Annotated in this window: 26 protein-coding genes and 2 pseudogenes; 13 read left to right on the top strand and 15 right to left on the bottom strand. The window is 59.5% G+C overall.

What is annotated here, in order from left to right:
* Window positions 1-45: 45 nt before the first annotated feature.
* Complete coding sequence (guaD, locus tag AC1Z3V_RS11385) at window positions 46-1,398, bottom strand: guanine deaminase (RefSeq protein WP_483498960.1); 1,353 nt, start codon at window positions 1,396-1,398, stop codon at window positions 46-48.
* A complete protein-coding gene (locus tag AC1Z3V_RS11380) occupies window positions 1,395-2,633 on the bottom strand; it encodes a urate hydroxylase PuuD (protein WP_483498959.1) in 1,239 nt (412 codons plus the stop codon). Before AC1Z3V_RS11380 ends, guaD begins: the two co-directional genes overlap by 4 nt.
* A 147-nt stretch (window positions 2,634-2,780) precedes the next feature.
* Between AC1Z3V_RS11380 and AC1Z3V_RS11375 the strand changes: the two genes are divergently transcribed.
* Entirely contained in the window at window positions 2,781-3,695 is a 915-nt protein-coding gene (locus AC1Z3V_RS11375; protein ID WP_483498958.1) for a LysR family transcriptional regulator, read from the top strand.
* 18 nt (window positions 3,696-3,713) lie between these two features.
* On the opposite strand, the gene AC1Z3V_RS11370 is transcribed toward AC1Z3V_RS11375, so the two are convergent.
* Window positions 3,714-4,640, bottom strand: coding sequence for a LysR family transcriptional regulator (locus AC1Z3V_RS11370; protein WP_483498956.1), 927 nt, complete (start codon window positions 4,638-4,640; stop codon window positions 3,714-3,716).
* A 1,533-nt stretch (window positions 4,641-6,173) separates the two neighbouring features.
* On the opposite strand from AC1Z3V_RS11370, the gene AC1Z3V_RS11365 reads away from it, so the two are divergent.
* From AC1Z3V_RS11365 to tnpC (AC1Z3V_RS11355), 3 genes are all read left to right on the top strand, one after another.
* Window positions 6,174-6,560, top strand: coding sequence for a transposase (locus tag AC1Z3V_RS11365; protein ID WP_483496668.1), 387 nt, complete (start codon window positions 6,174-6,176; stop codon window positions 6,558-6,560).
* Window positions 6,557-6,901 carry an IS66 family insertion sequence element accessory protein TnpB gene (tnpB, locus tag AC1Z3V_RS11360; RefSeq protein ID WP_483496667.1) on the top strand — a complete coding sequence of 115 codons (345 nt, stop codon included), beginning with the start codon at window positions 6,557-6,559 and terminating at the stop codon, window positions 6,899-6,901. The genes AC1Z3V_RS11365 and tnpB (AC1Z3V_RS11360) overlap by 4 nt, the downstream gene beginning before the upstream one ends.
* Window positions 6,902-6,976: 75 nt before the next feature.
* A complete protein-coding gene (tnpC, locus tag AC1Z3V_RS11355; protein WP_483499495.1) occupies window positions 6,977-8,596 on the top strand; it encodes an IS66 family transposase in 1,620 nt (539 codons plus the stop codon).
* A gap of 87 nt (window positions 8,597-8,683) precedes the next feature.
* Here the strand turns inward: tnpC (AC1Z3V_RS11355) and AC1Z3V_RS11350 are convergent.
* A pseudogene (locus AC1Z3V_RS11350) lies at window positions 8,684-8,974 on the bottom strand (PIN domain-containing protein); the annotation flags it as partial.
* 115 nt (window positions 8,975-9,089) lie between these two features.
* Between AC1Z3V_RS11350 and AC1Z3V_RS11345 the strand changes: the two are divergent.
* Window positions 9,090-9,296: a hypothetical protein gene (locus tag AC1Z3V_RS11345; RefSeq protein ID WP_483498954.1), complete on the top strand. Its 207-nt coding sequence runs from the start codon at window positions 9,090-9,092 to the stop codon at window positions 9,294-9,296.
* 272 nt (window positions 9,297-9,568) lie between these two features.
* On the top strand, window positions 9,569-9,781 hold the full coding sequence (locus AC1Z3V_RS11340; RefSeq protein WP_483498952.1) for a hypothetical protein: 213 nt from the start codon (window positions 9,569-9,571) through the stop codon (window positions 9,779-9,781).
* Window positions 9,782-9,982: 201 nt separating this feature from the next.
* Here AC1Z3V_RS11340 and AC1Z3V_RS11335 read toward each other — a convergent pair whose 3' ends face one another.
* The 4 genes from AC1Z3V_RS11335 to AC1Z3V_RS11320 form a co-directional block, all read right to left on the bottom strand.
* The gene (locus tag AC1Z3V_RS11335) at window positions 9,983-10,441 is read right to left on the bottom strand and encodes an NUDIX hydrolase (RefSeq protein ID WP_483498950.1); all 459 of its coding nucleotides are present in this window, start codon (window positions 10,439-10,441) and stop codon (window positions 9,983-9,985) included.
* 225 nt (window positions 10,442-10,666) lie between these two features.
* The gene (locus AC1Z3V_RS11330; protein WP_483498949.1) at window positions 10,667-11,692 is read right to left on the bottom strand and encodes an NAD-dependent epimerase/dehydratase family protein; all 1,026 of its coding nucleotides are present in this window, start codon (window positions 11,690-11,692) and stop codon (window positions 10,667-10,669) included.
* 153 nt (window positions 11,693-11,845) lie between these two features.
* Complete coding sequence (locus AC1Z3V_RS11325; RefSeq protein ID WP_483498948.1) at window positions 11,846-12,124, bottom strand: DUF1330 domain-containing protein; 279 nt, start codon at window positions 12,122-12,124, stop codon at window positions 11,846-11,848.
* Between the two features lie 353 nt (window positions 12,125-12,477).
* Window positions 12,478-13,401 (bottom strand): LysR family transcriptional regulator, encoded by a 924-nt coding sequence (locus tag AC1Z3V_RS11320; RefSeq protein ID WP_483498946.1) that lies wholly within the window; start codon window positions 13,399-13,401, stop codon window positions 12,478-12,480.
* A 111-nt stretch (window positions 13,402-13,512) separates the two neighbouring features.
* Here AC1Z3V_RS11320 and AC1Z3V_RS11315 point away from each other — a divergent pair, with 111 nt between their 5' ends.
* The 5 genes and pseudogenes from AC1Z3V_RS11315 to AC1Z3V_RS11295 form a co-directional block, all read left to right on the top strand.
* Window positions 13,513-14,475 (top strand): MBL fold metallo-hydrolase, encoded by a 963-nt coding sequence (locus tag AC1Z3V_RS11315; protein ID WP_483498945.1) that lies wholly within the window; start codon window positions 13,513-13,515, stop codon window positions 14,473-14,475.
* Between the two features lie 495 nt (window positions 14,476-14,970).
* Entirely contained in the window at window positions 14,971-15,318 is a 348-nt protein-coding gene (tnpA, locus tag AC1Z3V_RS11310; RefSeq protein ID WP_483496666.1) for an IS66-like element accessory protein TnpA, read from the top strand.
* A complete protein-coding gene (gene tnpB, locus AC1Z3V_RS11305; RefSeq protein WP_483496665.1) occupies window positions 15,302-15,655 on the top strand; it encodes an IS66 family insertion sequence element accessory protein TnpB in 354 nt (117 codons plus the stop codon). The genes tnpA and tnpB (AC1Z3V_RS11305) overlap by 17 nt, the downstream gene beginning before the upstream one ends.
* A 44-nt stretch (window positions 15,656-15,699) precedes the next feature.
* Entirely contained in the window at window positions 15,700-17,292 is a 1,593-nt protein-coding gene (tnpC, locus tag AC1Z3V_RS11300; RefSeq protein ID WP_483496664.1) for an IS66 family transposase, read from the top strand.
* Between the two features lie 40 nt (window positions 17,293-17,332).
* A pseudogene (locus AC1Z3V_RS11295) lies at window positions 17,333-18,245 on the top strand (methyl-accepting chemotaxis protein); the annotation flags it as partial.
* Between the two features lie 160 nt (window positions 18,246-18,405).
* Here AC1Z3V_RS11295 and mazF read toward each other — a convergent pair.
* Window positions 18,406-18,765, bottom strand: a complete 360-nt coding sequence (gene mazF / locus AC1Z3V_RS11290; RefSeq protein ID WP_483498943.1) for a type II toxin-antitoxin system toxin MazF — start codon at window positions 18,763-18,765, stop codon at window positions 18,406-18,408.
* A 341-nt stretch (window positions 18,766-19,106) separates the two neighbouring features.
* On the opposite strand from mazF, the gene AC1Z3V_RS11285 reads away from it, so the two are divergent.
* Window positions 19,107-19,304 (top strand): hypothetical protein, encoded by a 198-nt coding sequence (locus AC1Z3V_RS11285; RefSeq protein ID WP_483498941.1) that lies wholly within the window; start codon window positions 19,107-19,109, stop codon window positions 19,302-19,304.
* Window positions 19,305-19,398: 94 nt separating this feature from the next.
* Window positions 19,399-19,530 (top strand): hypothetical protein, encoded by a 132-nt coding sequence (locus AC1Z3V_RS11280; RefSeq protein WP_483498939.1) that lies wholly within the window; start codon window positions 19,399-19,401, stop codon window positions 19,528-19,530.
* 70 nt (window positions 19,531-19,600) lie between these two features.
* Here AC1Z3V_RS11280 and AC1Z3V_RS11275 read toward each other — a convergent pair whose 3' ends face one another.
* The 6 genes from AC1Z3V_RS11275 to AC1Z3V_RS11250 form a co-directional block, all read right to left on the bottom strand.
* Entirely contained in the window at window positions 19,601-19,780 is a 180-nt protein-coding gene (locus AC1Z3V_RS11275; RefSeq protein ID WP_483498937.1) for a helix-turn-helix domain-containing protein, read from the bottom strand.
* Between the two features lie 129 nt (window positions 19,781-19,909).
* Window positions 19,910-20,752: an HTD2 family dehydratase gene (locus AC1Z3V_RS11270; protein WP_483498935.1), complete on the bottom strand. Its 843-nt coding sequence runs from the start codon at window positions 20,750-20,752 to the stop codon at window positions 19,910-19,912.
* Between the two features lie 129 nt (window positions 20,753-20,881).
* A complete protein-coding gene (locus tag AC1Z3V_RS11265; protein WP_483498933.1) occupies window positions 20,882-22,255 on the bottom strand; it encodes an MFS transporter in 1,374 nt (457 codons plus the stop codon).
* 464 nt (window positions 22,256-22,719) lie between these two features.
* Window positions 22,720-23,253 carry an NAD(P)H-dependent oxidoreductase gene (locus AC1Z3V_RS11260; RefSeq protein WP_483498931.1) on the bottom strand — a complete coding sequence of 178 codons (534 nt, stop codon included), beginning with the start codon at window positions 23,251-23,253 and terminating at the stop codon, window positions 22,720-22,722.
* A 37-nt stretch (window positions 23,254-23,290) separates the two neighbouring features.
* Window positions 23,291-24,415, bottom strand: coding sequence for a flavin reductase (locus AC1Z3V_RS11255; protein WP_483498929.1), 1,125 nt, complete (start codon window positions 24,413-24,415; stop codon window positions 23,291-23,293).
* Between the two features lie 79 nt (window positions 24,416-24,494).
* Window positions 24,495-25,649: an LLM class flavin-dependent oxidoreductase gene (locus AC1Z3V_RS11250; RefSeq protein WP_483498927.1), complete on the bottom strand. Its 1,155-nt coding sequence runs from the start codon at window positions 25,647-25,649 to the stop codon at window positions 24,495-24,497.
* Window positions 25,650-25,710 lie beyond the last annotated feature (61 nt).

The raw sequence follows: 25,710 nt of genomic DNA, 5'->3' as shown, positions 1-25,710 counted from the left end.
ATCAGACGCGCGGCGCTCCACATTTGAGAGAAAACGTCGTTTCGCTCAGGCCGTTTCAAGGCTTCGGGCAGTTGCTGCCATCGTGTCCTTCGCAGCAATCGCAGGATGTTTCATCGGCTTGCCGGCGACGTAGGCCTCGGCCACGCAGCGGTCATCGCCCATCGTCTGCAGGATGAAGAGTTCCTCCGCCAGCGAACCGGCGACCCGCATGCGAAGTTCCATCGAAGACTTGGCGCGGCTGTCGAGCACGACGATATCGGCGTCGGCGCCGACATGCAGCGAGCCGATACGGTCGTCGAGGTCGAGAGCGCGGGCGTTGCCGAGCGTCATGCGATAGAAGGAATTGAACGGCGTCAGCCGCTGGCCCTGCAGGTGAAGCACCTTATAGGCTTCATCCATCGTCTCCAGCATAGAGAAGCTGGTGCCGGCGCCGACGTCGGTCGCGACCGACCAGCGAGCACCGAGTTTGTCGAAGCGATCCCGATCAAAGAGACCGGAGCCGAGGAACAGGTTCGAGGTCGGGCAGAACGTGCCGACGGCGCCGGTCTCGGCAAGAACCGAAATCTCGCGATCGCTCAGATAAATGCAGTGACCGAGCAAGGTCCTCCGCGTCAGAAGATCGTAACGCGCATAGATGTCGGTATAGTCCTTGGCCTCCGGGTAGAGCGAGGTCGCAAAGGCGATCTCGTCCCTGTTCTCGGAGAGATGCGTCTGCACGTAACATTCCGGATGCTCGGCGACGAGCACGCGGCTCGCCTCCATCTGTTCCGGCGTCGACGTGATGGCGAAGCGCGGGCTGATGGCGTAATGCGCACGGCCGCGGCCATGCCACTTGGCAATCAGTGCCTTCGTCTCGTCATAGCCCTGCTGCGGTGTGTCGCGAAGCACGTCCGGCGCATTGCGGTCCATCATCACCTTGCCGCCGATCATCAGCATGCCGCGCGCTTCCGCAGCGCTGAAATAGGCGTCGACGCTCTCCGGATGCACCGAGCAATAGGCGACCGCCGTCGTCGTGCCGTTCGACAGGAGCTCGTCCATGAAGCGGCCGGCGATGAAGTCGGCATGTTCCGGCTTCCGGAACTTCTGCTCCTCGACGAAGATGTAGGTGTTCAGCCATTCGAGAAGCTGGGCGCCATAAGAGGCGATCGCCTGCGTCTGCGGAAAATGCAGGTGCGTGTCAATCAGGCCGGGTAGCACCAGATTGGGACGATGATCCGCGACCTTGATGCTCGCCCCGGCGCGGCGGGCAACATCGGGATGCTCGCCGATATCGGCAACCTTGCCGCCTCGCACCAGTACGGCGCCGTCCTCGAAGTAGCGATAGGCGGCAGTATCGTCGATGCCCTTTGGTTCATCGACAAAGGTCAGCACGCGGCCGCGGATCAGCAGTTCGGTCATTGGGTCTTTCCTCCATTCACGACGGACTCGTACCAGGCGACGAGCAACTGCCGCTCTTCGTCCGATACCCCGGTGACATTGGCGGGCGGCATCGCGTGGCTGCGGCCGGCCTGCAGATAGATTTCACGCGCGTGGTTGGCGATCTCGGTGTCGGTTTCGAGCGTCACGCCCTTCGGCGGCACGATCAGACCTTCCCAGCCCGGCTCCTTGGCGTGGCACATGGAACAGCGGCCAAGCACCGTGTCGCGCACTTTCGGAAAGGCTTCCGCGGTCACGAAGGGCTGCTGTGCGGCGGAGATCTTCTCCTCCCCGCCGCCGGCGAGCACCTTCGGCACGGTCGAGAGCCACATGATCGCAACGAAGAGCAGCGCGGTGACGAGCCAGGTCCAGGTCGGGTTACCCTTGTCCGCATGGCGGGTGTTGAAATAGTGGCGGATGGTGACGCCCATCAGGAAGACCAGCGAGGCGATGATCCAGTTGTACTGGGTACCGAAGGCCAGCGGGTAGTGGTTCGACAGCATCAGGAACAGAACCGGCAGCGTCAGGTAGTTGTTATGGGTCGAACGCTGCTTGGCGATCACGCCGTATTTCGCGTCCGGCGTGCGGCCGGCAATGAGATCGGCGACGACGATCTTCTGGTTGGGAATGATGATGAAGAAGACGTTCGCCGACATGATCGTGGCGGTGAAGGCGCCGAGATGCAGGAAGGCGGCGCGGCCGGTGAAGAGCTGCGTGTAGCCCCAGGCCATGCCGACCAGGATGAAGTACAGAAGCACCATCAGCTTGGTGTTGTCGCGGCCGAAGGGTGACTTGCAGATCGTGTCATAGGCAAGCCAGCCGAAGCCGATCGAGCCGAGCGATATGGCGATTGCTACCGGCTTCGAGACGTCGAGAACGTTCGGATCGATCAGAAAGAGATCGGCACCGGCGTAGTAGACCAGGCATAGCATGCCGAAACCGGAAAGCCAGGTGACGTAGGATTCCCATTTGAACCAGATCAGGTGATCCGGCATGTTGGACGGTGCGACCAGATACTTCTGGATGTGATAAAAGCCGCCGCCGTGCACCTGCCATTCTTCGCCATAGGCGCCAACAGGCAGATCCGGTCTTTTCTTCAGACCGAGGTCGAGTGCGACGAAATAAAACGACGAACCGATCCAGGCGATGGCGGTGATCACGTGCAGCCATCGCACGGCAAAGGTCAGCCAATCCCAGGCTATGGCATACTCGTACATGCAATTCTCCCATTTCTCCTCGGCGCATTATGTGTCATTGCTGGAGGTCGCGGGAACGTCGCTGCTTCACCAACACTTTCAAAAAAATCTATAAAATGGCGACGGAATGGATAGGCTAGAGAGAGGCCGGAGGAGTGGGACGGAGGCATGTCATATCTGGACAATGTGCGCGTCTTCGTGCGCGTCGTAGAGCTTGGAACCCTGTCGGCAGCCGGTCGCGACCAGCGCGTGACGCCGGCAGTTGCAAGCAATAGAATCAAAGAGTTGGAACGCCATATGGGCGTTCGCCTGTTCAATCGGACGACGCGCAAGCTGACCCCGACGGAGCACGGCCGCGTCTTTTACGACGGCGCGGTGAAGATCCTCGAAGCGGTCAACGAAGCGGAAAACGCGATCGCCGATCTCTCGCGCAATCCGAAGGGCGCGCTGAAGATTACCGCTCCATTGGGGATAGGTCGGCGGCTGATTGCGTCGGGTATTCCGGAGTTTCATGACAAATATCCCGACATCGAAGTGCGGCTTCGCCTGTCGGACCACAATGTCGACATCCTCTCCGAAGGCGTCGACGTCGCCTTCAAGCTCGGCATCCTCGAAGATTCAAATCTGCGCATGCGCGGCATCATGAATTGCGAACGCGTGGTCTGCGGGGCGCCCGCCTACTTCGAAAAACGTGGCATACCGCAAACGCCCGAAGCGCTGATCGCCGACAAGCACGACTGTCTGCTGCTGCGCTATCCCGGTTCGAAGGAGTACTTCTGGACGCTGCAGACCATGGAGGGCGTGCGCAAGCTCGAGGTGACCGGACCTTACGATTCGGACGACGGTGACGTGCTCACCCAATGGGCGCTCGACGGCCGCGGCATCATCAACAAGCCGCTCTTCGAGGTGAAAAGCCACATCAATTCCGGCGCGCTGGTGCCGATCCTCGCCGACACGCCACCACTCAGCGTGCAACTTGCGGCGATCTATCCGCACAAGCGCTTCCAGGACCCGAAGGTTCGACTGATGATCGACTACATGGCCGAGCGCTGTCAGCGGTTGATCGGCAAGGCGCTGGAATAGACTGACTGATCGCAGATCCTACGGCTTGGCCTTTTCGATCCCGGGAATACCGCGGATTTGCTCGACGAGAAAGTCGACCAGCAACCGAACACGGGCGATGCCCGCACGCTCAGGCACGATCAGCATGCTAAGCGGTACCGGCGGCAGCGCGTAATCGGGAAGGAGCGGTACGAGCCGGCCGCTCGCCAGCAGATCATCGACCAGCCATCGATGGGTGGGGGCGATCCCACGCCCGGCAATGAGTGCCTCTCGGGCGGCAAGCCCATGATCGACGCGAAAACGCCCGGCAAAGGGTACCGAATGGCCGCGGCCGTCCGGTCCCTCCAAAGTGAGCATGTCGCTGCCCGCCACGTTCGACATGCGGATCCCCTCATGACCGGAGAGGTTCCGCGCCGAGGTGGGAGTGCCATGCGCTGCCAGATAGGCGGGCGAAGCCACCAGCAGACGCCGGCTTTCGCCCAACGGCCGTAGCTTCATCGAACTGTCGGTAAGCGGCCCGAGACGCAGTGCGATATCGACGCCTTCGCGCACCAGATCGATACGCTCGTCGGTCAGGCTGAGGTCGACCGCGATCTCTGGATATTTATCCTGAAAGGCGAAGATCAGCCGGCTGACGTGCAAGACCCCGAAGGCCGCCGTGCAGGATATACGGATCGTGCCGGCAGCAGCACCCCGCGTGCCGCGAGCCTCGTCGCCGGCCTGCTCCACAAGGCGCAGGATCTGGACGCTGTCGGCATAATAGCGGCTGCCTTCGTCGGTCAGGGTGACGCGTCGGGTGGTGCGGCTGAGCAGCGGCACGCCGACCGCCTCCTCGAGCTCCCGCAATTGCCGTGTGACCGTGGACTGGCCAACGCCGAGCTCACGGGCAACCGCCGACAAGTTGCCGCGCTCGGCGACGCGCACGAAGGTGCGCATCCGCTCCAACGTGACCTCCGATTTATCCATTTACCGGCACAATCCTATGCATTCCAGATATCTACCGCATAGCATCGCCGCGGTCTACCTAGGTTCTCAGTTGATGACACCAGGGAACACCGATCATGAAAGTTGTTCAAAGCAACGAGGTTTGGCCCGCGGTAATGAATTTGGCCGCTAAACGTAGTCAAAAATGGCCCGGATCTTGTTGCTCCAAGAAAATCGGTGCCAATCACAGGTCGAAAAAGTCCTGCCAATTGTGATCTCTGCCCATCCGACCAGAAATCATGCCCGCTCGTCAGGGCAATAAATATCGAAAATATCCTATGTCACGCTCACAGATCAGGTGGATTAGGAGTTTCACGTCGCACTCGCAGGCACGAGTGGTCAAGGGATCGCTCAGGCGGCAGCGGCTACCGCACAGATCATCAGTAAATGTCCGTATCTCGAAAAGGTCATCCTAATCGGCATAACGGCGGGACAGCCTAACCTTCAAGACAAAGAAAAGGACGTCAGGCTTGGAGACGTGGTCGTCGCGATAAGCTGATCCAGTATGATCATGTGAAGAGGACGGACGGCACGGTCGAAATCAGGGAGACAATATTCCCGCGGCGATCGGGAATTGCTGACCACGATCGATGTCCTACCATCATTGCAGGAACACAAAGGGTCCGAACTCTCAGAAAAACCCTGGGATGATTACATCACTACTGGCACGTTCGAAACGCAGCCCGCCCCTCTCCCGACAAAGACCCCATTCCGCCGTTCGAGATTATAAGAAAGGCCTCGTCTACGAACGGCCGGACAGCCGACCCTTCGTGCATGTAGGAACCATAGGTTCGGCCAACATGTTGCTGAAAGACGGAAAATACCGTGACTCGCTGAACAAAAAGCACGGCATGATGGCATACGAAATGGAAGCGCGGGGGTTGCCATCGCAGCAGCAGCAGCCGGAATCGGCTATCTAAACGTCCGTGGTATCTGCGATTATGCCGACGACAATAAAAACGACGATTGGCAGACATACGCGAGCGTGTGCGCCGCCGCGGTTGCCAGAGCGATCCTGGAGCGCCTATGAATCTCCAGGTTGACGAGTTCGATGCCATGGCATTTGCCGCGGCAGCCAGGGCAGCAGCAGCGCTACTACCGCAGGGAAAGCACGTGAAGCAGCTTCCTGCGAGCAAGCTCCCTTTGCTGTGGCTCGTACAGCAGCGAACTGATCCGGCGTTTCGTCCGCTTCGGCCTTCTTATTAGCGGAAGTCGCGTTGCCGCTACCTCGTCGTAACGCTCACTGCTCTCCGTTCCCTCGGTCCTGTTGGCGCACAGGGGGAGTACCGTCTCCGCTGTTGGAGGAACGAACCAGGCATCCTGCACCGGATCATAACACCCCGGCAGAGGGAAATGGCCGTTGATGAGCAGGAAGTCTCTCCTGTTCAGGGTCACGATCGGAGTCTTGTGCACGATCGCCGCTGCGGCCACTAATAGGGTAAGCGGGTAGGTCACCCCACGTATCTTTAAGGCCGCTGAGCGCGCATTCTCTGCATGAGTCATGCGGAGAAATCTATGAGCGACAGTGTGAATCATCATCGAACATTCGAGGTCCTGACGGCCGAGCCGGTGCGGTCTCGACGCAAGCCGCGTCATTGGTCGGACGAAGAGAAGGCACAGCTTGTCGCCGAGGCGCTCACGCCGGGGGCCAACGTGTCGGCGATTGCGCGGTCTCAGGGATTGGACCCGTCGCAGCTCTATGCCTGGCGTCGTAAGGCGCTCTCGTCGGGAATGGTCGCGCCATTAACGGAGGGAGCGCACGCACCAGTCAAGTTCACGCGCTTTGAGGCGGTGGCCGGTTCCATGGTGGAGATCGTCGTGGGCGATGTTGTGGTGCGCGTCGGCGGCGATGTCGATGCCGATCACCTGACCAAGATACTCCGGGTGGTCCGCACGGCATGATCGCTTCCGGTGTGGTGGTTTACGTGTCGTGCCAGCCGGTCGACTTCCGCAAGGGGGCCGCGTCTTTGATGGCGCTGGTCCGAGACGGCGGTCTCGACCCATTCAATGGCTCGCTTTACGTGTTCCGGTCGAAGCGGTCGGACCGTGTTCGCATTGTCTGGTGGGACGGCTCAGGCGTCTGCCTCTATTCGAAAACCCTGGAGGAGCAAGGCTTTTGCTGGCCGGGTATCTCGGCGGCGCGGATGCGTCTCGACCATTCGCAACTGATGGCGCTTCTGGCGGGGCTCGATTGGAAAAAGATCCGGCCGGCCAAGATCAGGCGGCCGTTGTCGACGGGCTGAAACCGGCCTGCGGCAAGATGAATCATGTGGCTGTAATGATTGGGAAAGCGGCTGTTCTTGTGCTCTATTGCCTCCATGGATTTGCCCGTTTCCGATCTGCCAGACGACGTCGATGCGCTGAAAGCGATGATCCTTGCGATGGCGCGCGAGCAGGCTGCGAACGAGACCCGGCTTGCGGCCGCGGCGGCAGAGGTCAAGCGGCTGAAGGCCGTCGAAGTGAGCGCCAACGAGCGGATCGCCAACCTCACGGCGATCCTGAAAGTTTTGCAGCGCACGCAACATGGCAAGCGATCCGAGCGGCTGCGCCTGGCCGTCAATGACGAACAGGTTTCCTTTGCGTTCGAGGAGGTCGAGACCGGCCTTGCAGCAATCCAGAGCGAACTCGACCGCGCGGCCGGGGACAAGCCGAAGCGTGCGCCGCGTCCGCGCAAGGGCTTTGCCGCTCATCTCGAACGCATCGAGGAGGTTATCGAGCCGGAAATCCCGGCCGACTGCGCGGGGCTGGAAAAGGTTCTGATCGGCGAGGATCGCTCCGAGCGGCTGGACGTCGTGCCGCCGAAGTTCCGGGTGATCGTGACGCGCCGCCCCAAATACGCTTTCCGGGGCCGCGATGGTGTGGCCCAGGCCCTGGCACCGGCACATCTTATCGAAAGCGGCCTGCCGACGGAGCGGCTGCTCGCCTATATCGCCGTGTCGAAATACGCCGATGGCCTTCCGCTTTACCGGCAGGAGGCGATCTATCTGCGCGATGGCGTCGAGGTCAGCCGGTCGTTGATGGCGCAGTGGATGGGGCATCTGGGCTTCGAATTGCAGATGGTCGCCGATTATATCCTCGAGCGGGTCAAGGAGGGCGAAAGGGTCTTCGCCGACGAGACGACCTTGCCCACGCTTGCCCCCGGTTCCGGGAAAACCACCAAGGCCTGGCTGTGGGCCTACGCACGCGATGATCGACCCTACGGCGGAACCAGCCCGCCGATGGTTGCCTATCGCTTTGAGGACAGCCGGGGCGGCGATTGCGTGGCGCGTCATCTCGCCGGATTCAGCGGCATCCTGCAGGTTGACGGCTACTCGGCCTACACCAGCCTGGCCAAGACGCGGGCCAAAACCGGCAGCAATGAACCCATCCAGCTCGCAGGGTGCTGGGCACATCTGCGGCGCAAGTTTTACGATCTGCACATCAGCGGGGTCTCTCAGGCCGCAACGGAATCGATCGTCGCCATGACCGAGTTGTGGAAGCTCGAGGACAAAGTCCGCGGCCAGAATACCGAGAGCCGCGCGGCGCGACGCCAAGAAGAATCCGCGACCATCGTCGCCAGCCTCTTCGAGCTTTGGGAAAAGGAGCTTGGCAAGGTCTCGGGAAAATCCAAAACCGCCGAGGCGATCCGCTATGCGTTCACCCGGCGAGAGGCACTGGAATGCTTTCTCACGGACGGTCGCATCGAGATCGACTCCAACATCGTCGAACGGGCGATCAGACCCCAAACGATTACGAGAAAGAACAGTCTATTCGCCGGCAGCGAGGGCGGTGGACGAACCTGGGCGACGGTGGCCACCTTATTGCAAACGGCCAAAATGAACAGCGTCGATCCGCTCGACTGGCTCTCGCAGACCTTGACCCGCATTGCTCAAGGCTGGCCAGCATCCGAAATCGAAGCGCTCATGCCCTGGAACTTCAAGCCCGACGTTATCGGCTGACCGCTTACCTAATAGGTCATGCCCAAGGCGTCGACGTTTGGAAGCTGGGTCCGGTCGCATAAGATGAAAGAGTTCAGCACGCGCTGTCATTGCCCCGTAGATCAGAGCGACTTCTACGTTCATGTCCAGGAATCGGTATGATGACCGAAGGATCGAATCCAACCAGGCGCTGAGTTCTGCTGCACGCGAGGGTTTGCTCGGGGCTACCAGATGGATTCCCCGGCTAATCTCCACGATCACCGCAAAAGGAATCGCAAAGTTGGCCTCACCCTGAGTGGCGATCCAATCCTTGATCGCTCGAACTTTCGGGTCGTTGCCATCCCGTCTTTGAGTCTCGCACAGAACATTCGTGTCCAGCAGCAGCGGCACTGAATTCATCGATTAATCTTTCGTAAAGATTCGATGCGCCGACTCACGAGTCTTATTCATATTGACTGATGAAACGTTAACGTCTGAAATCAGCAGGAGAATTCCGGCCGAGGGAATCAGGTAGATGGCTGTCACCAACCAATGGACAAGGCGGGAAGCAGAAGCGCGGATCGCGGAGGTTCTCGAGGCCGCCAAGACTGGCGGACCGCAGCACATCTCGGAGGTCAGCGGCAGCTTCGAACTAACGTTCATTCCGGCGGGCAAGCGGAAGCTCGGCGAACTGCTGCGGGAACAAGGTCCGCTCGACGACGGTGAGTTGGACGAAAGGTGACCCGACTCACATGACTCATGCACCGAGCTAAACTCGCGTCCGGACTAACGGACTCCCATTCCGTGGCGGCGTCAAAGTCAGTCTTGAAGGCTTTCATCTCCCAAACCAGTCCGAGCACGGCGCATCGACCTGCTAGTTGGCAGCCGCTGCCAGGACTATTCGAAGGACGCAAGGAAACGAGCCTCTTCCATTCGATCTACACGCACGCCATCGCGTGGGCATCTGAGCGGCTCGACACGGAACTCTTTCGCGGAAGGGAACAGGAATCGCCCATGGACCTCTCGAATCCAATCTTTGCACGCCGGAACACAGCTTGTGTGATGTACCCCGTCTACGACTTCCATTCTCTTCCCCTCAGGCCTAACGACCTTGCGCTGCTGCAAGGCATCTTCGACGACGAGATCGAAGCCAGACACATCACCATCGACAGCGATCAAGCCGATACCATTGCCGAACACTCATCGAGCTGTTCCAGTCGGGAGTGAGAGCGGGAGATGCCCTTCGGTATGTGATCAGGTCCAAATGAACGCTAGATCGATACAGAAAGAGCCCCAGCCGAGGGGACCATTTAAGCCGGGCTCTAGTTTGAGGCCATATGTTCTTGGCTAAACCGATCGCGACAGAATGGCTAACGTTGTCCAGTAAGTCCTTCGCGTAGCCAATCGGCACTGGTAGCCATCCGGATTTCAATCTTGGGAAGCAGGCTGTTCGAAATTCCTGATCAGAGAGGCGAGATCCGGTTCATCGACGAGGAGCGCTGCATCCTCGGTGGACAACCAGGCCATTTTTCGCTCGCCCTTTTCGGGCCAGCTTGCCCGATGCTTTTTCACCTCGAGCGGATAGACAAGCACCTGAAGCCGCTCGAAAACGCCGTCACCGCGCTTCCAATGGGCGTAGCTGCCAGCCGGATTGCGGGCCACCTTGCCGACGACGCCGGCCTCCTCGTAGGCTTCCATTGTAGCAGCGTCGGTTGGCTTCTGGCCCTTCTTTTGCCAACCCTTCGGAATGATGAACCGACCGGTATCGCGTGAGGTAATCAGGAGGATTTGAACGGATTTGGATTCTGAGAATCGAAACGGCAGGGCCGCCACCTGTTGTCGCAGTGTGGATTCGTCTGTCGAGTGCTTCTTTTGTTTCTTTGTCATCGCGCGAGAGAGAGTAGAGCTCCCGAGGCAGAACTCCAGGATATGGCTCGGAGATGGCAGTTCAGGTCACCTGCCCGGAAGTCCGCAACCGCCTGAAGGTTTTCATCCTCAAAGAGAAGCGTGTCGACATGGGTGACGGACTTGTGGGCAGAAACAGGCTGTACGGCAGACGGCGACGACGAGAACACCTGCGAGCGATCCGAAGCTGCTCTCGCGCCGTATAGGTTATTTTTCCGACGCGAGCATGTGAAGCAGCAGTGCGGCATCCCACTCGACATGCTCGAGCATTTCTTGACTGCCACCGTTCTTGGGCACCCAATCGAGCCTCTCTGCGTTCGTGCACTTCACCCGGACGTTGCTTCCCCAGAACCAGCCACTCGGCAAGCCGGACGTCGCAGCCGGACTAGGGACAAGCCCTCTTGCGTGAAGCACCTTTCCTATCTGATGAGCCACGGTCGACCAGACGAAATGCTCGCTGGCTGGGTAGTACAGCCCTCCTGTTCCTTCCACGGCTGCGTCCCTCAATGCGGCGTCGAGGATCAGAAGGTACAGCTCGGCGAGGTCTGCGACATGGACGTTAGGCCACAGGTTCTCGCCTTTTCCGACGTACATGGCCCGGCGGTGAAAAAGTGACTGGTAAATGAGCCGAGGGATCTGAATGGACATGCGCTGCGCCGCAAACGGCCCCAGGCCACGTCCGAAGACAGTGGGCGGTACGACAAGATACGTCTTGATGAGCCCCGATTGGGACGCTGCGAAAACCTCGAGGTCGACAAGACGATGAGGCGCATGCGGCGGGATCGCTGCATGCGCTGCGGCATCGGCTTCGTCCCAGAGCGTCGCTGCGGGATCTTCTTCCAGTGGGAGGCCCGCCCCGTTGGAATTCGTGGACAGGACACCGGCTCCGGACGTGTGTATGAGTATCGGACGGACACCAGCTTGTTTGGAGCGCTCAGAGAGCCCGCGCACGATTGATCTGACGCTCTCCTCATGATCGCAGTTCGCTGTATTCAGGACGATGCTCGCGCGCGCGGCCTCCCTAGTCAGCACTTCATCGTCGTCCAGCGTTCCAAAGACCGGCGCCACGCCCAGTTGGCGCATCCTTTCCGCATCCTCTGGTCGTCGCACCAGCGCCGAAATAGCGAAATCGCGTAAGTAGTTACGCTCGAGCATGAGGTGAAGAAAGGAGCCGCCGATAAGTCCGGTGCCGCCCGTGATGAAGATTACGGGTTTGTTCGATGCGTTGTTCATGAGATTCCAATTGAGTCGACTAGGCCGTCGAGGCACGGCATTTGTAAAGCGCCCAAGAGGCTCGCAGGGCGACGTTGCTGCACGGCGGCTTTGAGGACCGCCTCGTCGGTCGGCTTTGGTGATTGGCTCGCGCGGCGCAGGCCGTGGCCGTCTTTATCCGATCAGTTGAAATCGGCATGCCATGCCGGCATCTCGGTCTTCGGTCAAAGCCTGATAGGCAGGAGAATTGAACCACGCCAGGGCAGTTTCGCGGTTCTCGAATCGAATGATGCCGCCGTGTTTCAGGCCGGCATCGCCTACCAGCGGCGTCCAAGCTCCGCCTGCAACAAATTCGCCTCCGAACTGCTTGATCGTCGGACCTGCGGCCTTCGAGTACCGATCCTTAGCTTCCGCGTCCTTCACTTCCATTTCGACGACCACGAACGCACTCATCTTGGCTTCCTTTCATGAGACAATCGACACCACCCCTGGCGCTATCGCTCGTCATACGGCGAAATGAGAAGCACCCCGAGCTGGGCCACAGTCACCAACCAGCCAGTGAAATGACTGTGGCGACCAACCGATGATGTTGGCTGAGACCAGCTAACACATCACCGAATTCGATCACACAGCAGCAGATTGATAAGAAATATCGCTCGGACTTATAAATCTTCTCGTGCCTGTCAACGTGGCGAAAGATGCACAGATCGACCGCGACGGCGGCTTCGAATCTCTTCGCTTCGCCCGGGAACGTGCTTCCAGCATAATCGTCGTGGCTCCAGTCAGGTCATGCATCAGCTCTCTATTTACTGCTCTCGTAGCCCGGCGTCGACGAGTGCTCTGCGCTCGCGCAGGTAAGCAGCGAAACCGTCGACAAACCCCCTGACCCTTCGCGGCACATACCTGTTCGACGGATAGACGGCATGCACCGATTGTGGCTCGTACCGCCAGTTCGGCAACACTCGTTCGAGCGCACCGCTTGCCACCATCGGCGCTAGCAGCACATCATGGATAACTCCCACGCCGACCCCCGCCGCGATCGCCTCGCAGATGAGATGGGAGTTGTCGGAGCGAAGTGCAGGATTGATGCTGACTTCTTCGCTACGCCCGTCTGGACTTGTGAGAGCGAAGCGCTCGCCCGCACGCATGTACGAGTGCACCACGTAGTCCAGGACTTCCAAGTCTTTGGGCGTTTCCGGCCTACCGACGCGGTCGAGGTATGCGGGGGTTGCAGCGAGACACCGCTCTACTGTTCCTATCTTCCTGACGATAAGGTTGGGCTCTGTGATCGCTCCCATTCGGATCGCCACATCAAAACCTTCGGCTACGAGATCTACGAATCGGTCTGACAGAGAAACATCCAGCTGAACGCCAGGATTGGCCTGGCGGAACTCAAAAAGAAACGCGCCTAGGACGTTGGTGCCGAAGTTCACGGGTCCACTTATGGCAAGTCGGCCGGACATTGAATTGCCCAATTCAGCAACCGACGCATCCGCCTCGGCCAGCATCTGAAGGATGAGTCTGGCATTATCAAGATAGCGCGCTCCCGCTTCTGTCAGCGAAACGCGTCTGGTCGTCCGCTCCACGAGCCGCGCATTCAGCCGCGCCTCAAGAGTGCGGATCTGCTGACTAATTGCCGATTGGCTCCTGCCCAAGTCCCGAGCAGCTATCGAGAAGCTGCCACTTTCGGCCACTCGGACGAAGCACGAAAGGAGTGTTAGCTGGTCCATGGAGGCCTCATTAATAAGTCTGGTCGATATATATTATAAGATTTCCACCAATTAAGGCGAGAGGTTGATATGTTACAGGGCACTGATCCACATTGAAAACGAGGATCTGCTGTGAACTTCTCACGAAGAAATCTTTTTGCGGTCGCCGCTGGGGCGAGTGCCGCCCTTGCCGCCGCATCTCTTCCCCGCCAAGCCAAGGCCAAAGCCCCGGCCGCAGCCGCACAGGTTCCGGGCGTGATACGTCGGCGCATCGGGAGTCTTGAAGTCACTGCACTTCTCGATGGCTATATGGAGATGCCCGCCGAGCTGTTTAATGCTCCAAAAGCAGATGCAGCTAGATTGGCTGCGGCCCAGTTCCAGCCAACGAGCGTCAGCCCTATCAACGCATTCGTCGTGAACACGGGCGACCGTCTGATCCTTATCGACACAGGTGCGGCAAACTCGCTCGGGCCAACCCTCGGAAAACTTCCAGCTGCGCTCGGCGCAAGCGGGATCAAACCGGATCAGATCGATGCGGTCCTCCTCACGCATATGCATCCTGACCACATTGCTGGATCGATTGATGCAAATGGCGAGGCCCTCTTCCCGAATGCGGAAATGATCGTGTCGGAGGATGAATACGGCTACTGGCATGACGACGCCAACATGCGGGCGGCTCCCGAGGCGTTCAAACCTTTCTTTACCGGCGCCCGGGCAGCTGCAAAGGCATACCAAAAACGCCTAACGAAATTCTCTGGCAAGGCAGAGCTGCTCAGTGCGTTTACCGCAGTCCCATTGCCAGGTCATACGCCAGGTCACACCGGCTACATGCTGAATTCCGACGGTGAATCTTTGTTTGTATGGGCGGATACCATCCACCATGCAACGTTTCAGCTTGTCCACCCCGAATGGGGCCCGGTTTTTGACGTGGATCCACAGCTTGCCGCCAAGTCCCGGAAACGGGCGCTAGAAATGGCCGCCTCCGACGAATTGATGATTGCAGGTATGCACATGCCCTTTCCCGCAACAGGGCATCTTTCGAAAGAAAAGAAAGGGTATCGGTTTGTCCCTGCCGAATGGCCCTATGCGCTATAGGGGCATGTAGATCTCTGAAGAGTCAGCTCGGCCGTTGCGGCTGAGCTGACGGCGCAAACCCACACCTTGTGCGTGTCCCGAAACGGTGCCGTCGCAATACAAGGTCGATCTCGCTTCCGCTCCTTAACACCTATCGAAGTGGAGCGCGGTATCCGCTCGACGGTACTGTTTGCCGAGGAGGGCCGGGCTCGCACAGCGAGAATGGAACAGGCCACACACGACCTCGCTGCCGGTCTGAGAGCGCTGTCCTCCGGCGATCTGACATGTGGGCTTCACCAGCCATTCGCACCAGAATTCGAAGGCGTCCGAAACGACTTCAACGTAAGCGCGGAATTCGCCGCACCTGTTCATAGACGTGGCAGTGAGGGATTCTGTGTCCACAACGGAGACTATGGACACATGACATTGGATGGCGCGGGAAGATCAGGGCCGCTTCGAGTGGTTCGGGTTCTTGGCAACGGTAAGCGACGATTTGATCCGGTTGAGAAGGAGCGCTTGGTCGATGCGGCCCTTGAGCCGGGAGTATCGATTGCAGGGCTTGCGCTTTCGCACGGGGTCAACGCCAATCAGTTGCGCAATTGGGTGGCGCTACGGCGACGCCGGCAAGCGAGCGAGAAGGAATTGACGGTTCTGCCGAACAGCGCGCCGCCGGCCTTCGTTCCGGTGGTTGCGGCCGCGCCGATTGCGCGACCGCCGGCTCCGTCGGCTCGGCCGACATCGCCACGGCTGCGGTTGAGGGCGTCACTACCGAACGGTGTGCGGCTTGAGCTTGAAGATGCGGATGCTGAGGCTCTGTCGGCGATGATCGAAGCACTGGGGCGTTGCGATGTTCCGGCTGGCTGATGATCTGCGCGTCTATCTTCACCGGGAGCCGATCGACTTCCGTGCGGGAATCAACAGCCTTGCGATCCTGGTGGAGCAGTCTATGGGCCTCAACCCGTTCGAGCGCGCGGTGTTCGCCTTCTGCAATCGTCGCAGAACCCGGATGAAATTGCTGTTCTTCGATCGGTCTGGCTTTGTGCTCGTGTTGAAGGCGCTGTCGGAAGACAAGTTCCGCTGGCCGCGGCGGCAGGAGGCGGTGGTGGCGCTTGACGCTGAACAACTGCACTGGTTGCTCGACGGCATTGATCTCGACGCGATGGTGCGCCATCCGGTGCGGCAATATGAATTTGTCGGCTGAACTTTGCCGTTGACGTAAGGGAACGGCTCAGATTCAAGACTATGATGACTCGAGCCGACACCCCTGATGTTGCGGAATTGATGGCGCTTTTGGCGGCGAATGCTGCAGAAATCGCCGCGCTGAAGGCCGAGAAGGATATCCTCGCGCAGCGCGTCTTCAAGCTTGAGGAAGAACTGGCGCTGGCGCAGTTGCATCGTTTTGCTCCTCGCAGCGAAAAGCACATGGATCGCATCTTCAACGAAGCCGAGCAGGCTGCCCTTGAGGGGGACGAGGACAGCGAAGACGCCGATGATGCCGTCGCTCTACCGGACACGGGATTGCCGGAGATCGAAAAGCCGGAGGGCAGGAAACCCGGCCGCAGGCCATTGCCGGCGAACCTGCCGCGCCAGCGCGTCGAATATGACCTTGCCGACGACCAGAAGGTCTGTCCGTGCTGCAGCCACCCGATGCATCGCATGGGCGAGCTCGTTACCGAGCAGCTTCACATCGAGGTGAAGGCCACGGTTCTGCAGAATGCGCGAGCCAAATATGCGTGCCGTAACTGTGACCGCACCGGGATCAGCACGCCTGTTATCATCGCGCCGATGCCGAAGCAGCCGCTTCCGGGTAGCATCGCCACGGCCTCAACGCTGGCCTTCGCGCTCGTTCATAAATATGTCGACGGCACGCCGCTCTATCGTTTGGCGCAGGCCTTCGAGCGCGCTGGGGTTCCTGTCAGCCGCGGCGCTTTGGGCCACTGGGTGATCGGTTCGAGCGAAAAGCACCTGTCTCGTATCTATGACAGGCTGAGGCTGCGGCTTCGATCGCAGACCGTCATTCATGGTGACGAGACCACAGTCCAGGTGCTGAAGGAAGCGGGCAAGGAAGCGACCAGCACGTCGTATATGTGGGCCTTTCGCAGCGGCGAGGACAGCAAACAGCCGATCGTGCTGTTCGATTATCAGCCCGGCCGCGGGCAGGAGCATCCGCAGGCCTTCCTTGGCGACTACTGCGGCATCCTGATGAGTGACGGTTATCAGGCCTGGCGCACGTTGAAAGGCGCCACGCATGTCGGCTGCATGGCCCATGCCAGGCGGAAGTTTGTCGATGCTCTCAAGGCGCGCAAGAAACCCGGCGGGCCGCCGGCACAAGCCATCAAGTTCTTCGACCAGCTCTACCGAATTGAAAGGCAGGTGCGGGACGAGAGGCCGGATGACGGTGAAACGCCAGATCACTATATGCGGCGCTTTCGCCAGAAACACAGCGTCCCAGTCCTGAACGCCCTCAAGGCGTGGCTCGACGCGATCGCTCCAAAGGTCGTGCCCGACACCAAGCTTGGCGACGCCGTCTCCTATACGCGCAATCAATGGGAATATCTGACCCGCTATACCGACGACGGTAGGATGCCGATTGATAACAATTTACTCGAGCGCGACATTAGAATTTTTGCCACTGGGCGAAAATCGTGGTTGTTCAGCGACACCGTCGATGGAGCCAAGGCCAGCGCCGTCATCTATAGCCTGATGTTGACCTGTCGCGCCTGTGGCGTCGAACCATTCGCGTGGTTGCGCCACGTCCTAACCGAACTGCCGCAGCGTCCCGACAACGCCGACATCGATGACCTGCTACCATTCAACTTCAAAAGGCAGCCTGCCTGACCGCCGGCTCAAGCCCACTTATAACGCGCAGCGAAATGCGCGCTTACACTTCAACAATACGGTCGCTCGAGTGAGAGACACGGTGAAGGCAGTCGCCGAAAGCTTCATTGACGGAGGGGCACAGGAACTCAATGACGGTGCCAACGATCTATCCCGTCGTACCGAACAGGCTGCTTCGCTGAAGCAGACCGCCGCAGTGCTGGATCAGATCGTTGCCAATATGACCTCGTCGACTAAGCTGACGGAAGAAGCGCGCGCTGTAGCGAGCCAGGCCAATCAAAACGCCGCCAGTTCCACCGAAGTGGTTGCCCGCGCTGAGGAGGCGATGCGGCGCATCGAGAACAGCTCGCAGCAGATATCTGGCAACATCGGCGTTATTGCTGAGATTGCCTTCTTAACGAATCTGCTGGCGCTTAATGCTGGCGTTGAAGCAGCGCGGGCCGGCGAAGCGGGCAACTGTTTTGCCGTCGTCGCTCAGGAAGCCAGAGAGCTTGCTCAACGCTCGGCGCAGGCAGCCAAGGAGATCAAGGCGCTCATCCAGAATTCTACCCTTGAGGTGGAAAGCGGCGTCAAACTCGTGCGAGACGCCGACGATGCCCTCAATACCGTCGGTGGGTACATCGGCCAGATCAACGGCCATGTGAGCGCGATCGCAGGCTCGGCGAAGGAACAGACGATCGGACTGACTGAGATCAATGCAGCTGTGAACGCGATGGATCAGGGCATTCAGCAGAACGCCGCGATGGCTGAAGAATCCACGGCGGCGGCGTCGAGCTTGGCCAACGAGGCGGCCAAGCTTCGCGAACTTGTGGCTCGCTTCAAGCGGTCACGCGGAGAGCAAGAACACAAGGCCGGTGGCTTCGCCTGCGCGTATGCTCGGCACGAAGGTTGTGAACGCCTTCGCGCGCTCGCCCGCGACCGCTGCGGCTGCGAACGATTGGGAGGAGTTTTGATAGAAATGACGGCGGTAACGTCGAGCAAACCTAACTATCGTTCGCCACGCTTTCTGCGGCATTATGGAGCAGTTGCCACAAACCTTATCGACGGTTCGTAGCACCTAGGGCTTCGAAGAAGCGATCATGTGATGAGCGGTTTTCCAGCGATGATGGCCGATTAAGCAGGATCGATCATGCTGACCACTCTGGCGACTATCTCGTCAGTGGTGGAGGCATCCAGCGTGTCGACATGTCTGGCCGTCTTTTGTTTCACCCGCTCCATGATGTCGAGCGCTCTCACCTGATTGCATAGAGCCACCCCGGTCGTTTTATGACCTGAGATATTGACGGCAAGCCCGGCTTTGCGGGTAAACGCACCGCCGGTGATAATAGGGACCGTGAGGCACATTCCCACGAGATTGATTTCGCGAGGGGTGATCACAACACAGCAACGATCATCCCTCATTTCGTTTCCTACGACTGGATTGAGGTCGACGAGAAAGACGTCGCCATGCTTCGGAACGTTGCTCCGGACCATCAGAGCACTTCGTTACCGACAGGCGGGCTAACATTCCAGGAGGCTGCTTGCTTGTTGAGCGCGGCCATTTCATCTGCTCCTTCGAGCAACTCGGCTATGGTGCTCTCGCAAGGTCAATGAGATTCTATCTCCGGGCTTTTGCCAGACCGTCGCGCTTTAGCGCAATTCGGATCGACTCCGGGGCATATCCCCGGTAATCGCCCTCCCATGTTCAGACCGATACGAATAGAGCGCTGACCTTCATGCGTCCTTGCGACGGAGTCGTCCGCCTATGTCCTGCGTATCGACTGGAAATCTGAACATGCCACAGAAGCCCACTCCCATTCTGAGGCCGAATTCCTATGACCCCTTCTCTGCAGGAGATCGGAGGTTCGAAATACGAGCGTTGCGCCTGGCCTGACCCGAGGGATGGCTTCGGGCAGCATCCGCTCCTGCGCCCGGATGGCCGCGACCGCGATCCCGAGAAGGTCTGGTCTCTCTCCGAGGACGACGCCTACGGCCTATTCGTCGACTTCCGCTGGGCTGACAACGGCGGGTGAACCGTACTGCCCCCGCTGCGGCTGCCTGGAACCTTACCGCGTTCGGCGACGCCGTTTTAGATGTTCGGAGCCCGAATGCCGCGCCGAATTCTCGGTGACGTCCGGGACGGTGTTCGCCAACCGGAAGCTCTCCTTCAAAAAGATCATCATGGCGATCTGGGAGGAAATTACGGCCGCCAAAGGCATGGCGGCACTTCACCTGAGCCGCAAGCTCAACGTCCAGTAAAAGGCCGCCTACGTCCTGCTGTAGAAGCTCCGCGAGGCCGTCGGCCTTCGCGCCGACACCGGGCGGACCGTTAGCCAACGGCTCTGACTCGCATGATGGTTTGACGGCTGGTCGCGAACTTTCTCGCAACAGCCGACACGCTCATCCCTTGCGCGAGATCTTCCAATACGCACTCCTTTTGTTTCTCGCTCAGGCTCGGGGGGCGACCAAGGGCCTTGCCTTCGCGCCTGAGGCCATATTGTGTCCGCATAGCCTGTCCGAAATTATAGCGTCACGTGGGCGGGGCGCATCGCGTCTGCACGAACCGACCGTGTGCAGACGCCATCGGGTACCAACGCAAGGAATATCTAAACGCTTCCGGTATCTCGATACGTGGAAGCTATTTGCTCGCTGTCGCAGTCATCGTCGTCAGCCCTTCAGCATTCGCAGTCCAAAGCTGTTTTTCATCGCCCGAATTTCTCGCGTTTACGGTGAACGCCGCTCCATCGAAGAGGGGGTTCAGTCCGCGATAAGAGAAGTGCGAAGGAAACCGGCCGTCGTTTACTTTGCGCGCGAGCTTGAGGAGATATGTGGCCTGCAATGGCCCATGTACGACAAGGCCCGTATAATTCTCCTCATTCATACAATATTCCCGATCGTAGTGGATTCGGTGTCCGTTGAGCGTGGCCGCGGAATAGCGCATCAACAAGACGGGCGTCGCCGCAACAGAAAAGCTGTGCTCGGGCGGGACCTGTGCGGTCGGCGCAACCGATCCGCTACTGGCAGGGACCAGTTCCCGGTAAACAATGTCGTGGCGCTCGCTGAGTGCCAGCCCACGAAGCGTGTGGTACTCGTGATTGACAGCGACAAAGACAAGCGCGCCGCTACGCCCCTCCTTTAACGAAACGTCCGCTATCCGCGACTTTCGCGTCACTCGGTCTCCGACGCGCAGATCCCCCGTGAAGGCGAGCGTCCCGCCGGCCCACATTCGGCGGGGAAAGGGAACCGGCGGCAGGAAGCCGCCGCGTGTCGGATGTCCGTCCGGCCCTAGTCCGGACATCGGCACAATGTCTGGTGACAGGCACCATTGGATGCCTGTCGGCGCATCATCGCCAACTGCAAGGTCCGTGTCCTCGTCTAGCACAGCCGCGAGGCTGGAAGCCAGACGCGGCGAGATCTCGTCGGCGCTCTCGCTCGTCTTTCCGATCCAGCTCTTGAGATGATCTATATCGACCTTGCTCACACCCATCTCCTGTCTATCAGTCAATGCACGTCCAAAACCGCTACTTGTCCGGTGCCTAGCTCGCTTCATGCGGATGACTTCCGGTATGCCGCCGGCGGCTACTTTTGCCGCCGGCGTGTCTCCATCTTGTCAGGAGGCGACCGATGCAACGCGGTCATGCCGGCCGATCGGCCTCGACATCTCGATTGCGTCGCGGAAGGTTTCCCGAGCGGAGAACACCGCGATCAGGGAGATGATTGCGGCGCCTAAGATGTAGACGGACAGCGGCCAGGATCCGCCTCCCCACAAGACCAGCCCGGTTGCGACGAAGGGGACCGGGCCGCTCGAGATGAGGCCGCCGATCTGAATACCCATGGCCGATCCACTATAGCGCAGTTTCGTAGGAAATTGCTCCGAGGCAAAGCCTGCGAGAGGCCCGAAGCACGTCGCGTGCGCGAGCGAGATCGAGAGTATCAGCGCCAGAAAGATCATTCCGGACTGCGCTGTATCGATCAGCCAAAGGAAGGGGAACGCCCCTAAAGCCAGCATCAAGTTGCCAGCAATGAGCACCGGCTTGCGTCCAAGATGGTCTGCCAGGAGAGACGCGGCCGGGATGGTAAAAATCTGCAGGAAGGATCCGGCGCAGATGGCCGCCAGTATGGTACCCCGTGGCAGGCCCAGGTTGTCGACGCCATATTTGATGGAGAAGACGTTGACTATGTAGTACAGGACATTCGCGCCGGAGATGGCGAAGATCGTGCGCAGGAGGGGCCCCCAGCTCGTGCGGATCACCTCGCGCGCCGGAAAGCGCTCCTCGGCACCAGCGGCCTTGATTGCGGCGAAAGCAGGGGTCTCGGTGATCTTGAGGCGAATCCACAGGCCAACCACCACTAGTAAGGCGCTGGCGATGAAGGGAATGCGCCACCCCCAGGACATCATCTGTTCCTCCGGCAATTGCTGAACGCACCAGAAGGATGCAGTGGCGAGGACCAGCCCAGTGGGGGCGCCGGACTGGGTCCAGCTGGAATAGAATGCGCGCCGATGCGGCGGAGCATGTTCGGCCGCCATCAGAACCGCGCCACTCCATTCGCCGCCGACCGCAAGACCTTGCAAAAAGCGGGCGGCGACCAGCAGCATCGGCGCGAGAATACCGATCTGTTCGTAGGTTGGCAGCAGTCCAATGAACACGGTCGAGCCGCCCATGATCAGCAGACTGGCCACGAGCATCCGCTTGCGGCCGATGCGGTCCCCGAAGTGCCCGAAAACGATGCCGCCCAACGGTCGGCCGATGAAGGCCGTCCCGAATGTGGCAAACGACGCGAGAGTGGCCGTCAACGGGTCCAGGGTGGGAAAGTATATCTTGGTGAAGATGAACGCCGCAGCTGTGCCGAAAAGGAAGAAATCGAAGTATTCGATTGCGGTACCTATGAAGCTCGCGCAGGCGACCTTCGCAATCGGAATTTTTTGTACGTGCGCAGACGGGCCTGCGTTCGGCCCTGATTGGGCCGGTGACGATGTGTACATTTTCTCTCTCCCATGTGTTGGTCGCCACCCGACCCGGCCCGGCGATTAAGATCGGCCCGTGCCGCAATCCCCTTGGCGATGCGCTCCTACCAGCGCTCGACCACCCTTCATCTCGTGTGCGAAGCGCACCCTGGCCGGCCGATAGCGACACACTAGGATGCGGCCTCTAAACAGACAAACGCAATTATTCGACATATTGATCAATCTGGCAGAACAATTACACACGTGCTCGTTGAAAGCCGGTGCCGAGCCGCGACAAGTCTCAGACATACGCTGGCGAGCAGCACACGCGTTCCTTGTGCCCTTATGTAATGCGCCTATTTGTCAGGAGACGCGAGGCTGAACCCGTCTTGCGGAGGCGCCCTGCCCCGCCAGTCTCTGCAAAACAGGAAGGACTTTCACACGCGACACGGCCCCTTCATCTGTGACGAACTAGGCTGATGGCTTCATGAACCAAGCCATTCTCATGATGTCATGGAGGCGGCAGCGAGTTGATTGACCAATTTGCAGATGTCAGTGGCAGTGGCCTCCAGCACCGCACCCTCCGCGGTGAATGCCGCGTCGGTTGCGAAGATTGACCCAGGAAGCACATGGGCGCCGAAGAAGCCGAATAGCGGTTTGAACTGATGCTCTATCATTAAGTAGTGCTGTGGCGCTTTCGCCGTGGCGACAACCGCCACTGGCCGATCTTTCAGCGCATGCATATCCATCAGGTCGAACAGATGCTTAAGCAGACCGCTGTACGACGCCTTGTAGACGGGCGACCCGACCACAAGGGCGTCGCAGTCGCTAATGGCTTTCCATATCTGCGCGAGTTGGGGGTCGTCGCTCGTCGATGACGTGGCCGTCGCCAGCCCTGGCATGGCGTCGACCAGATCGTAGACTTGGCCGTCCCAACCGCCTCTGCGAACGGCTTCGTCGACAACTGCTTCGACCAATGTTCGTGTCCGGGACGGGCGGGTGAAATTGCCGCTGATGCCGACAATGCGCTTTGCCATTTCGGTCTTCCTTCGATTGCGGTCACGCCGTCCACAGTTAAGGCGCCACGCGTTTCAGATGATCGACCAGCCTCTTGCCGGCGGCCTGCAGGCTCTCGTAGGAGCGAATGACGATGGCGTGGCGGCGATGCGTCCAGTCCTCGTCGATCCCGACGATCTTGATCCCAAGGGCCCTGGAGAAGACCTCTGCCATGTTGAGTGGAAGCAATCCGACGCCCAAGCCGGCTTGCACCATCGCAGCGAGGGCATCGTAGGTGTGAACCTGCATGCGGCACCGCCAGGGCTTGTCAAGTTCAGCGGCAATCTTCTGGATCTGCAGATTGATCTGGCTCCCAGTATGCAGGCCGACATAGTTGTAATCCAACGTTTCCTCGAACTTGACCAACGACCTTTCCGCCAGCGGATGATTGGCCGGAACCGCGAGCACCAATCTGTCTTCCCGGTACGGGATGACCTCCAGCGACCCGGTCTTCGGGCCTTCGACGATGAAGCCGATGTCGAAGGCGTTCTCTGCGACGGCCGTGACCACGTCTGTGCTGACACGCTCTTCCACGTGCATGTCGATCAACGGATACTTTGTCAGAAACGCTTCCAGATCCATGGGTAGGAACTGGGTCAAGGTCGACAGGTTGGAAACGACACGTACGTGCCCCGTCAGGGACTGGGTTGTGCCCAGCCTTCCATCGGCAAAGATCAGCGGGCGAATATCCTCTTCGACCCGCACCGCGACAACCCTTCCGATGACGATCGAATGCGATCCGAATGGAATCTCGCTGTCTATGTCGCAGAAGAGATTACATTGGGCTCCGTCCAGATATGGCATGCCGCTCGATTCCGAGCGCCACTCGCCGATCTGGAACCGGGCGTCGCCCATCAGCTTGCCGCTAAAGGCCCCGACAAGATCTTCGTGTTCGGTTGTCAGGACGTTCACACAGAAACGCCCTCGCCCGATCAGAGGCGCATGGATGCTCGCATTATGATTGACGCAAATGAGCAACGAGGGTGGATCCATCGACAGGGAGGTCACGGCCGTTGCCGTCATCCCATAGCGGTTGCCATTGACATCGGCCGTGCTGATGATGGTCACCGTCGAAGCCAGTCGACGCATCGCCTTTTTAAAGTCCGACGTAACCTGCGCAATGTCTGCCGACTGGGTATTCATGGCGAACTCCTCTCATTTGAATGCGGGCGCGATGCTCGTCTCCGAGCCCGGCGAGAAATGCCGCCGGGCTCGCCCGGCGTCAGTTTGCCAGGCGCATCTGCACCGGTGTCGTCGACTCGCGCAGGCCCGCCTTTTCGAGCAGGGGCATGACCTCGGCGTTCCACTGTTTGATCCCATTGTTGTAGTCGAGCCAGCTCAGGCACACCCCGTCCATTCCGGCCTCCGCCAGCATTCCGAGGTGGTCGACCATCATCTCGGGCGTGCCAACGAGGGGGAACCCGGCCCAGCCCGCTTTGAAATGATAGCGGAACTGCTCCGCCTGTTCGGGCGTGAAGATGCCTGTCTGGATGCCCAGTTCCTTGACGATGTTATTGCAGGCTTCGTCGTCGCCGTATTCGATCACGTAGCGATCGACATACTTCTTCGCCTTTTCGAGAGTCTCGGCGACCGAGACGTAGGAGTAGCACCACACCTTGAGATCACGGCCAAACTCGTTCTTTGCCAGATCCTTGTAGGCGCGCACCTGCTTGCGGACGCCCTCAAGGTCGTGCGAACCGAGAATTATGAACGCCGCATCACAGTGCTGCGCACAATAGCGCATGCCGCGCGGCGAACCGCCGGCGTTGATCAGGAATGGGCGGTTGAGAGGCTTCGGCTCGGAGAATGCCTGAACGAGGTTGAAGTAGCCGCTCTTGTGATCGAAGTAACCTTCATTGGTCCAGGCCTTCTGCGCGACGGCAAGCCAGTCGTCGGCGAATGCATAGCGTTCGTCATGCTCCATCATCGAGCCGCCGAACATACGCATTTCCGGGCCAAACCAGCCACAGATGATGTTCAGCCCGAAGCGACCACCGCTGACGTGATCGATCGTCGCGGCTTGCTTGGCCGCGAAGAGTGGATGCACCGTCGGGACGTGCGATGTGGTGATCGTGGCGATCTGCTTGGTCGAGGCCGCGATAGCGGCCGCCCAAGTGTAGGTCTCGAGGCTCGTGCCGCCGAAGTTACTCTCGCCGCCGAACCCGCGCCAGCGCCCGATCGGAATCGCTGCCTCGAAGCCGGCTTCGTCGGCAATCTGTACCGTTTCGAGGTTGGTACGCCAGTTCTCGGCGCGATGAACTTCGGGAGCCGTCGTAATAGCACATCCGCCATGTGCGTTGATCGCAAAGACGCCGAGCTTTATCTTGTTCGGCGAACTCGCCATCGGGTTGGAAAGCACATTCGAGAAAGAGGTCATCTCAAGTATCCTGTTAGAGAGGTGGAAGGCTTCTCGTCGTGAACAGCGAAGACCAAGCCCG

The organism is Ensifer sp. 38_S197 (assembly GCF_056924495.1).
The sequence above is the reverse complement of the archived record's forward strand: the minus strand, read 5'-3'. Positions and strand labels throughout refer to the sequence as shown.

Coding starts and splice junctions, on each gene's coding strand:
- guaD (WP_483498960.1), bottom strand. CDS start 1,398: ATGACCGAACTGCTGATCCGCGGCCGCGTGCTGACCTTTGTCGATGAA.
- AC1Z3V_RS11380 (WP_483498959.1), bottom strand. CDS start 2,633: ATGTACGAGTATGCCATAGCCTGGGATTGGCTGACCTTTGCCGTGCGA.
- AC1Z3V_RS11375 (WP_483498958.1), top strand. CDS start 2,781: ATGTCATATCTGGACAATGTGCGCGTCTTCGTGCGCGTCGTAGAGCTT.
- AC1Z3V_RS11370 (WP_483498956.1), bottom strand. CDS start 4,640: ATGGATAAATCGGAGGTCACGTTGGAGCGGATGCGCACCTTCGTGCGC.
- AC1Z3V_RS11365 (WP_483496668.1), top strand. CDS start 6,174: ATGAGCGACAGTGTGAATCATCATCGAACATTCGAGGTCCTGACGGCC.
- tnpB (WP_483496667.1), top strand. CDS start 6,557: ATGATCGCTTCCGGTGTGGTGGTTTACGTGTCGTGCCAGCCGGTCGAC.
- tnpC (WP_483499495.1), top strand. CDS start 6,977: ATGGATTTGCCCGTTTCCGATCTGCCAGACGACGTCGATGCGCTGAAA.
- AC1Z3V_RS11345 (WP_483498954.1), top strand. CDS start 9,090: ATGGCTGTCACCAACCAATGGACAAGGCGGGAAGCAGAAGCGCGGATC.
- AC1Z3V_RS11340 (WP_483498952.1), top strand. CDS start 9,569: ATGGACCTCTCGAATCCAATCTTTGCACGCCGGAACACAGCTTGTGTG.
- AC1Z3V_RS11335 (WP_483498950.1), bottom strand. CDS start 10,441: ATGACAAAGAAACAAAAGAAGCACTCGACAGACGAATCCACACTGCGA.
- AC1Z3V_RS11330 (WP_483498949.1), bottom strand. CDS start 11,692: ATGAACAACGCATCGAACAAACCCGTAATCTTCATCACGGGCGGCACC.
- AC1Z3V_RS11325 (WP_483498948.1), bottom strand. CDS start 12,124: ATGAGTGCGTTCGTGGTCGTCGAAATGGAAGTGAAGGACGCGGAAGCT.
- AC1Z3V_RS11320 (WP_483498946.1), bottom strand. CDS start 13,401: ATGGACCAGCTAACACTCCTTTCGTGCTTCGTCCGAGTGGCCGAAAGT.
- tnpB (WP_483496665.1), top strand. CDS start 15,302: ATGTTCCGGCTGGCTGATGATCTGCGCGTCTATCTTCACCGGGAGCCG.
- tnpC (WP_483496664.1), top strand. CDS start 15,700: ATGACTCGAGCCGACACCCCTGATGTTGCGGAATTGATGGCGCTTTTG.
- mazF (WP_483498943.1), bottom strand. CDS start 18,765: ATGGTCCGGAGCAACGTTCCGAAGCATGGCGACGTCTTTCTCGTCGAC.
- AC1Z3V_RS11285 (WP_483498941.1), top strand. CDS start 19,107: ATGACCCCTTCTCTGCAGGAGATCGGAGGTTCGAAATACGAGCGTTGC.
- AC1Z3V_RS11275 (WP_483498937.1), bottom strand. CDS start 19,780: ATGCGGACACAATATGGCCTCAGGCGCGAAGGCAAGGCCCTTGGTCGC.
- AC1Z3V_RS11265 (WP_483498933.1), bottom strand. CDS start 22,255: ATGTACACATCGTCACCGGCCCAATCAGGGCCGAACGCAGGCCCGTCT.
- AC1Z3V_RS11260 (WP_483498931.1), bottom strand. CDS start 23,253: ATGGCAAAGCGCATTGTCGGCATCAGCGGCAATTTCACCCGCCCGTCC.
- AC1Z3V_RS11255 (WP_483498929.1), bottom strand. CDS start 24,415: ATGAATACCCAGTCGGCAGACATTGCGCAGGTTACGTCGGACTTTAAA.
- AC1Z3V_RS11250 (WP_483498927.1), bottom strand. CDS start 25,649: ATGACCTCTTTCTCGAATGTGCTTTCCAACCCGATGGCGAGTTCGCCG.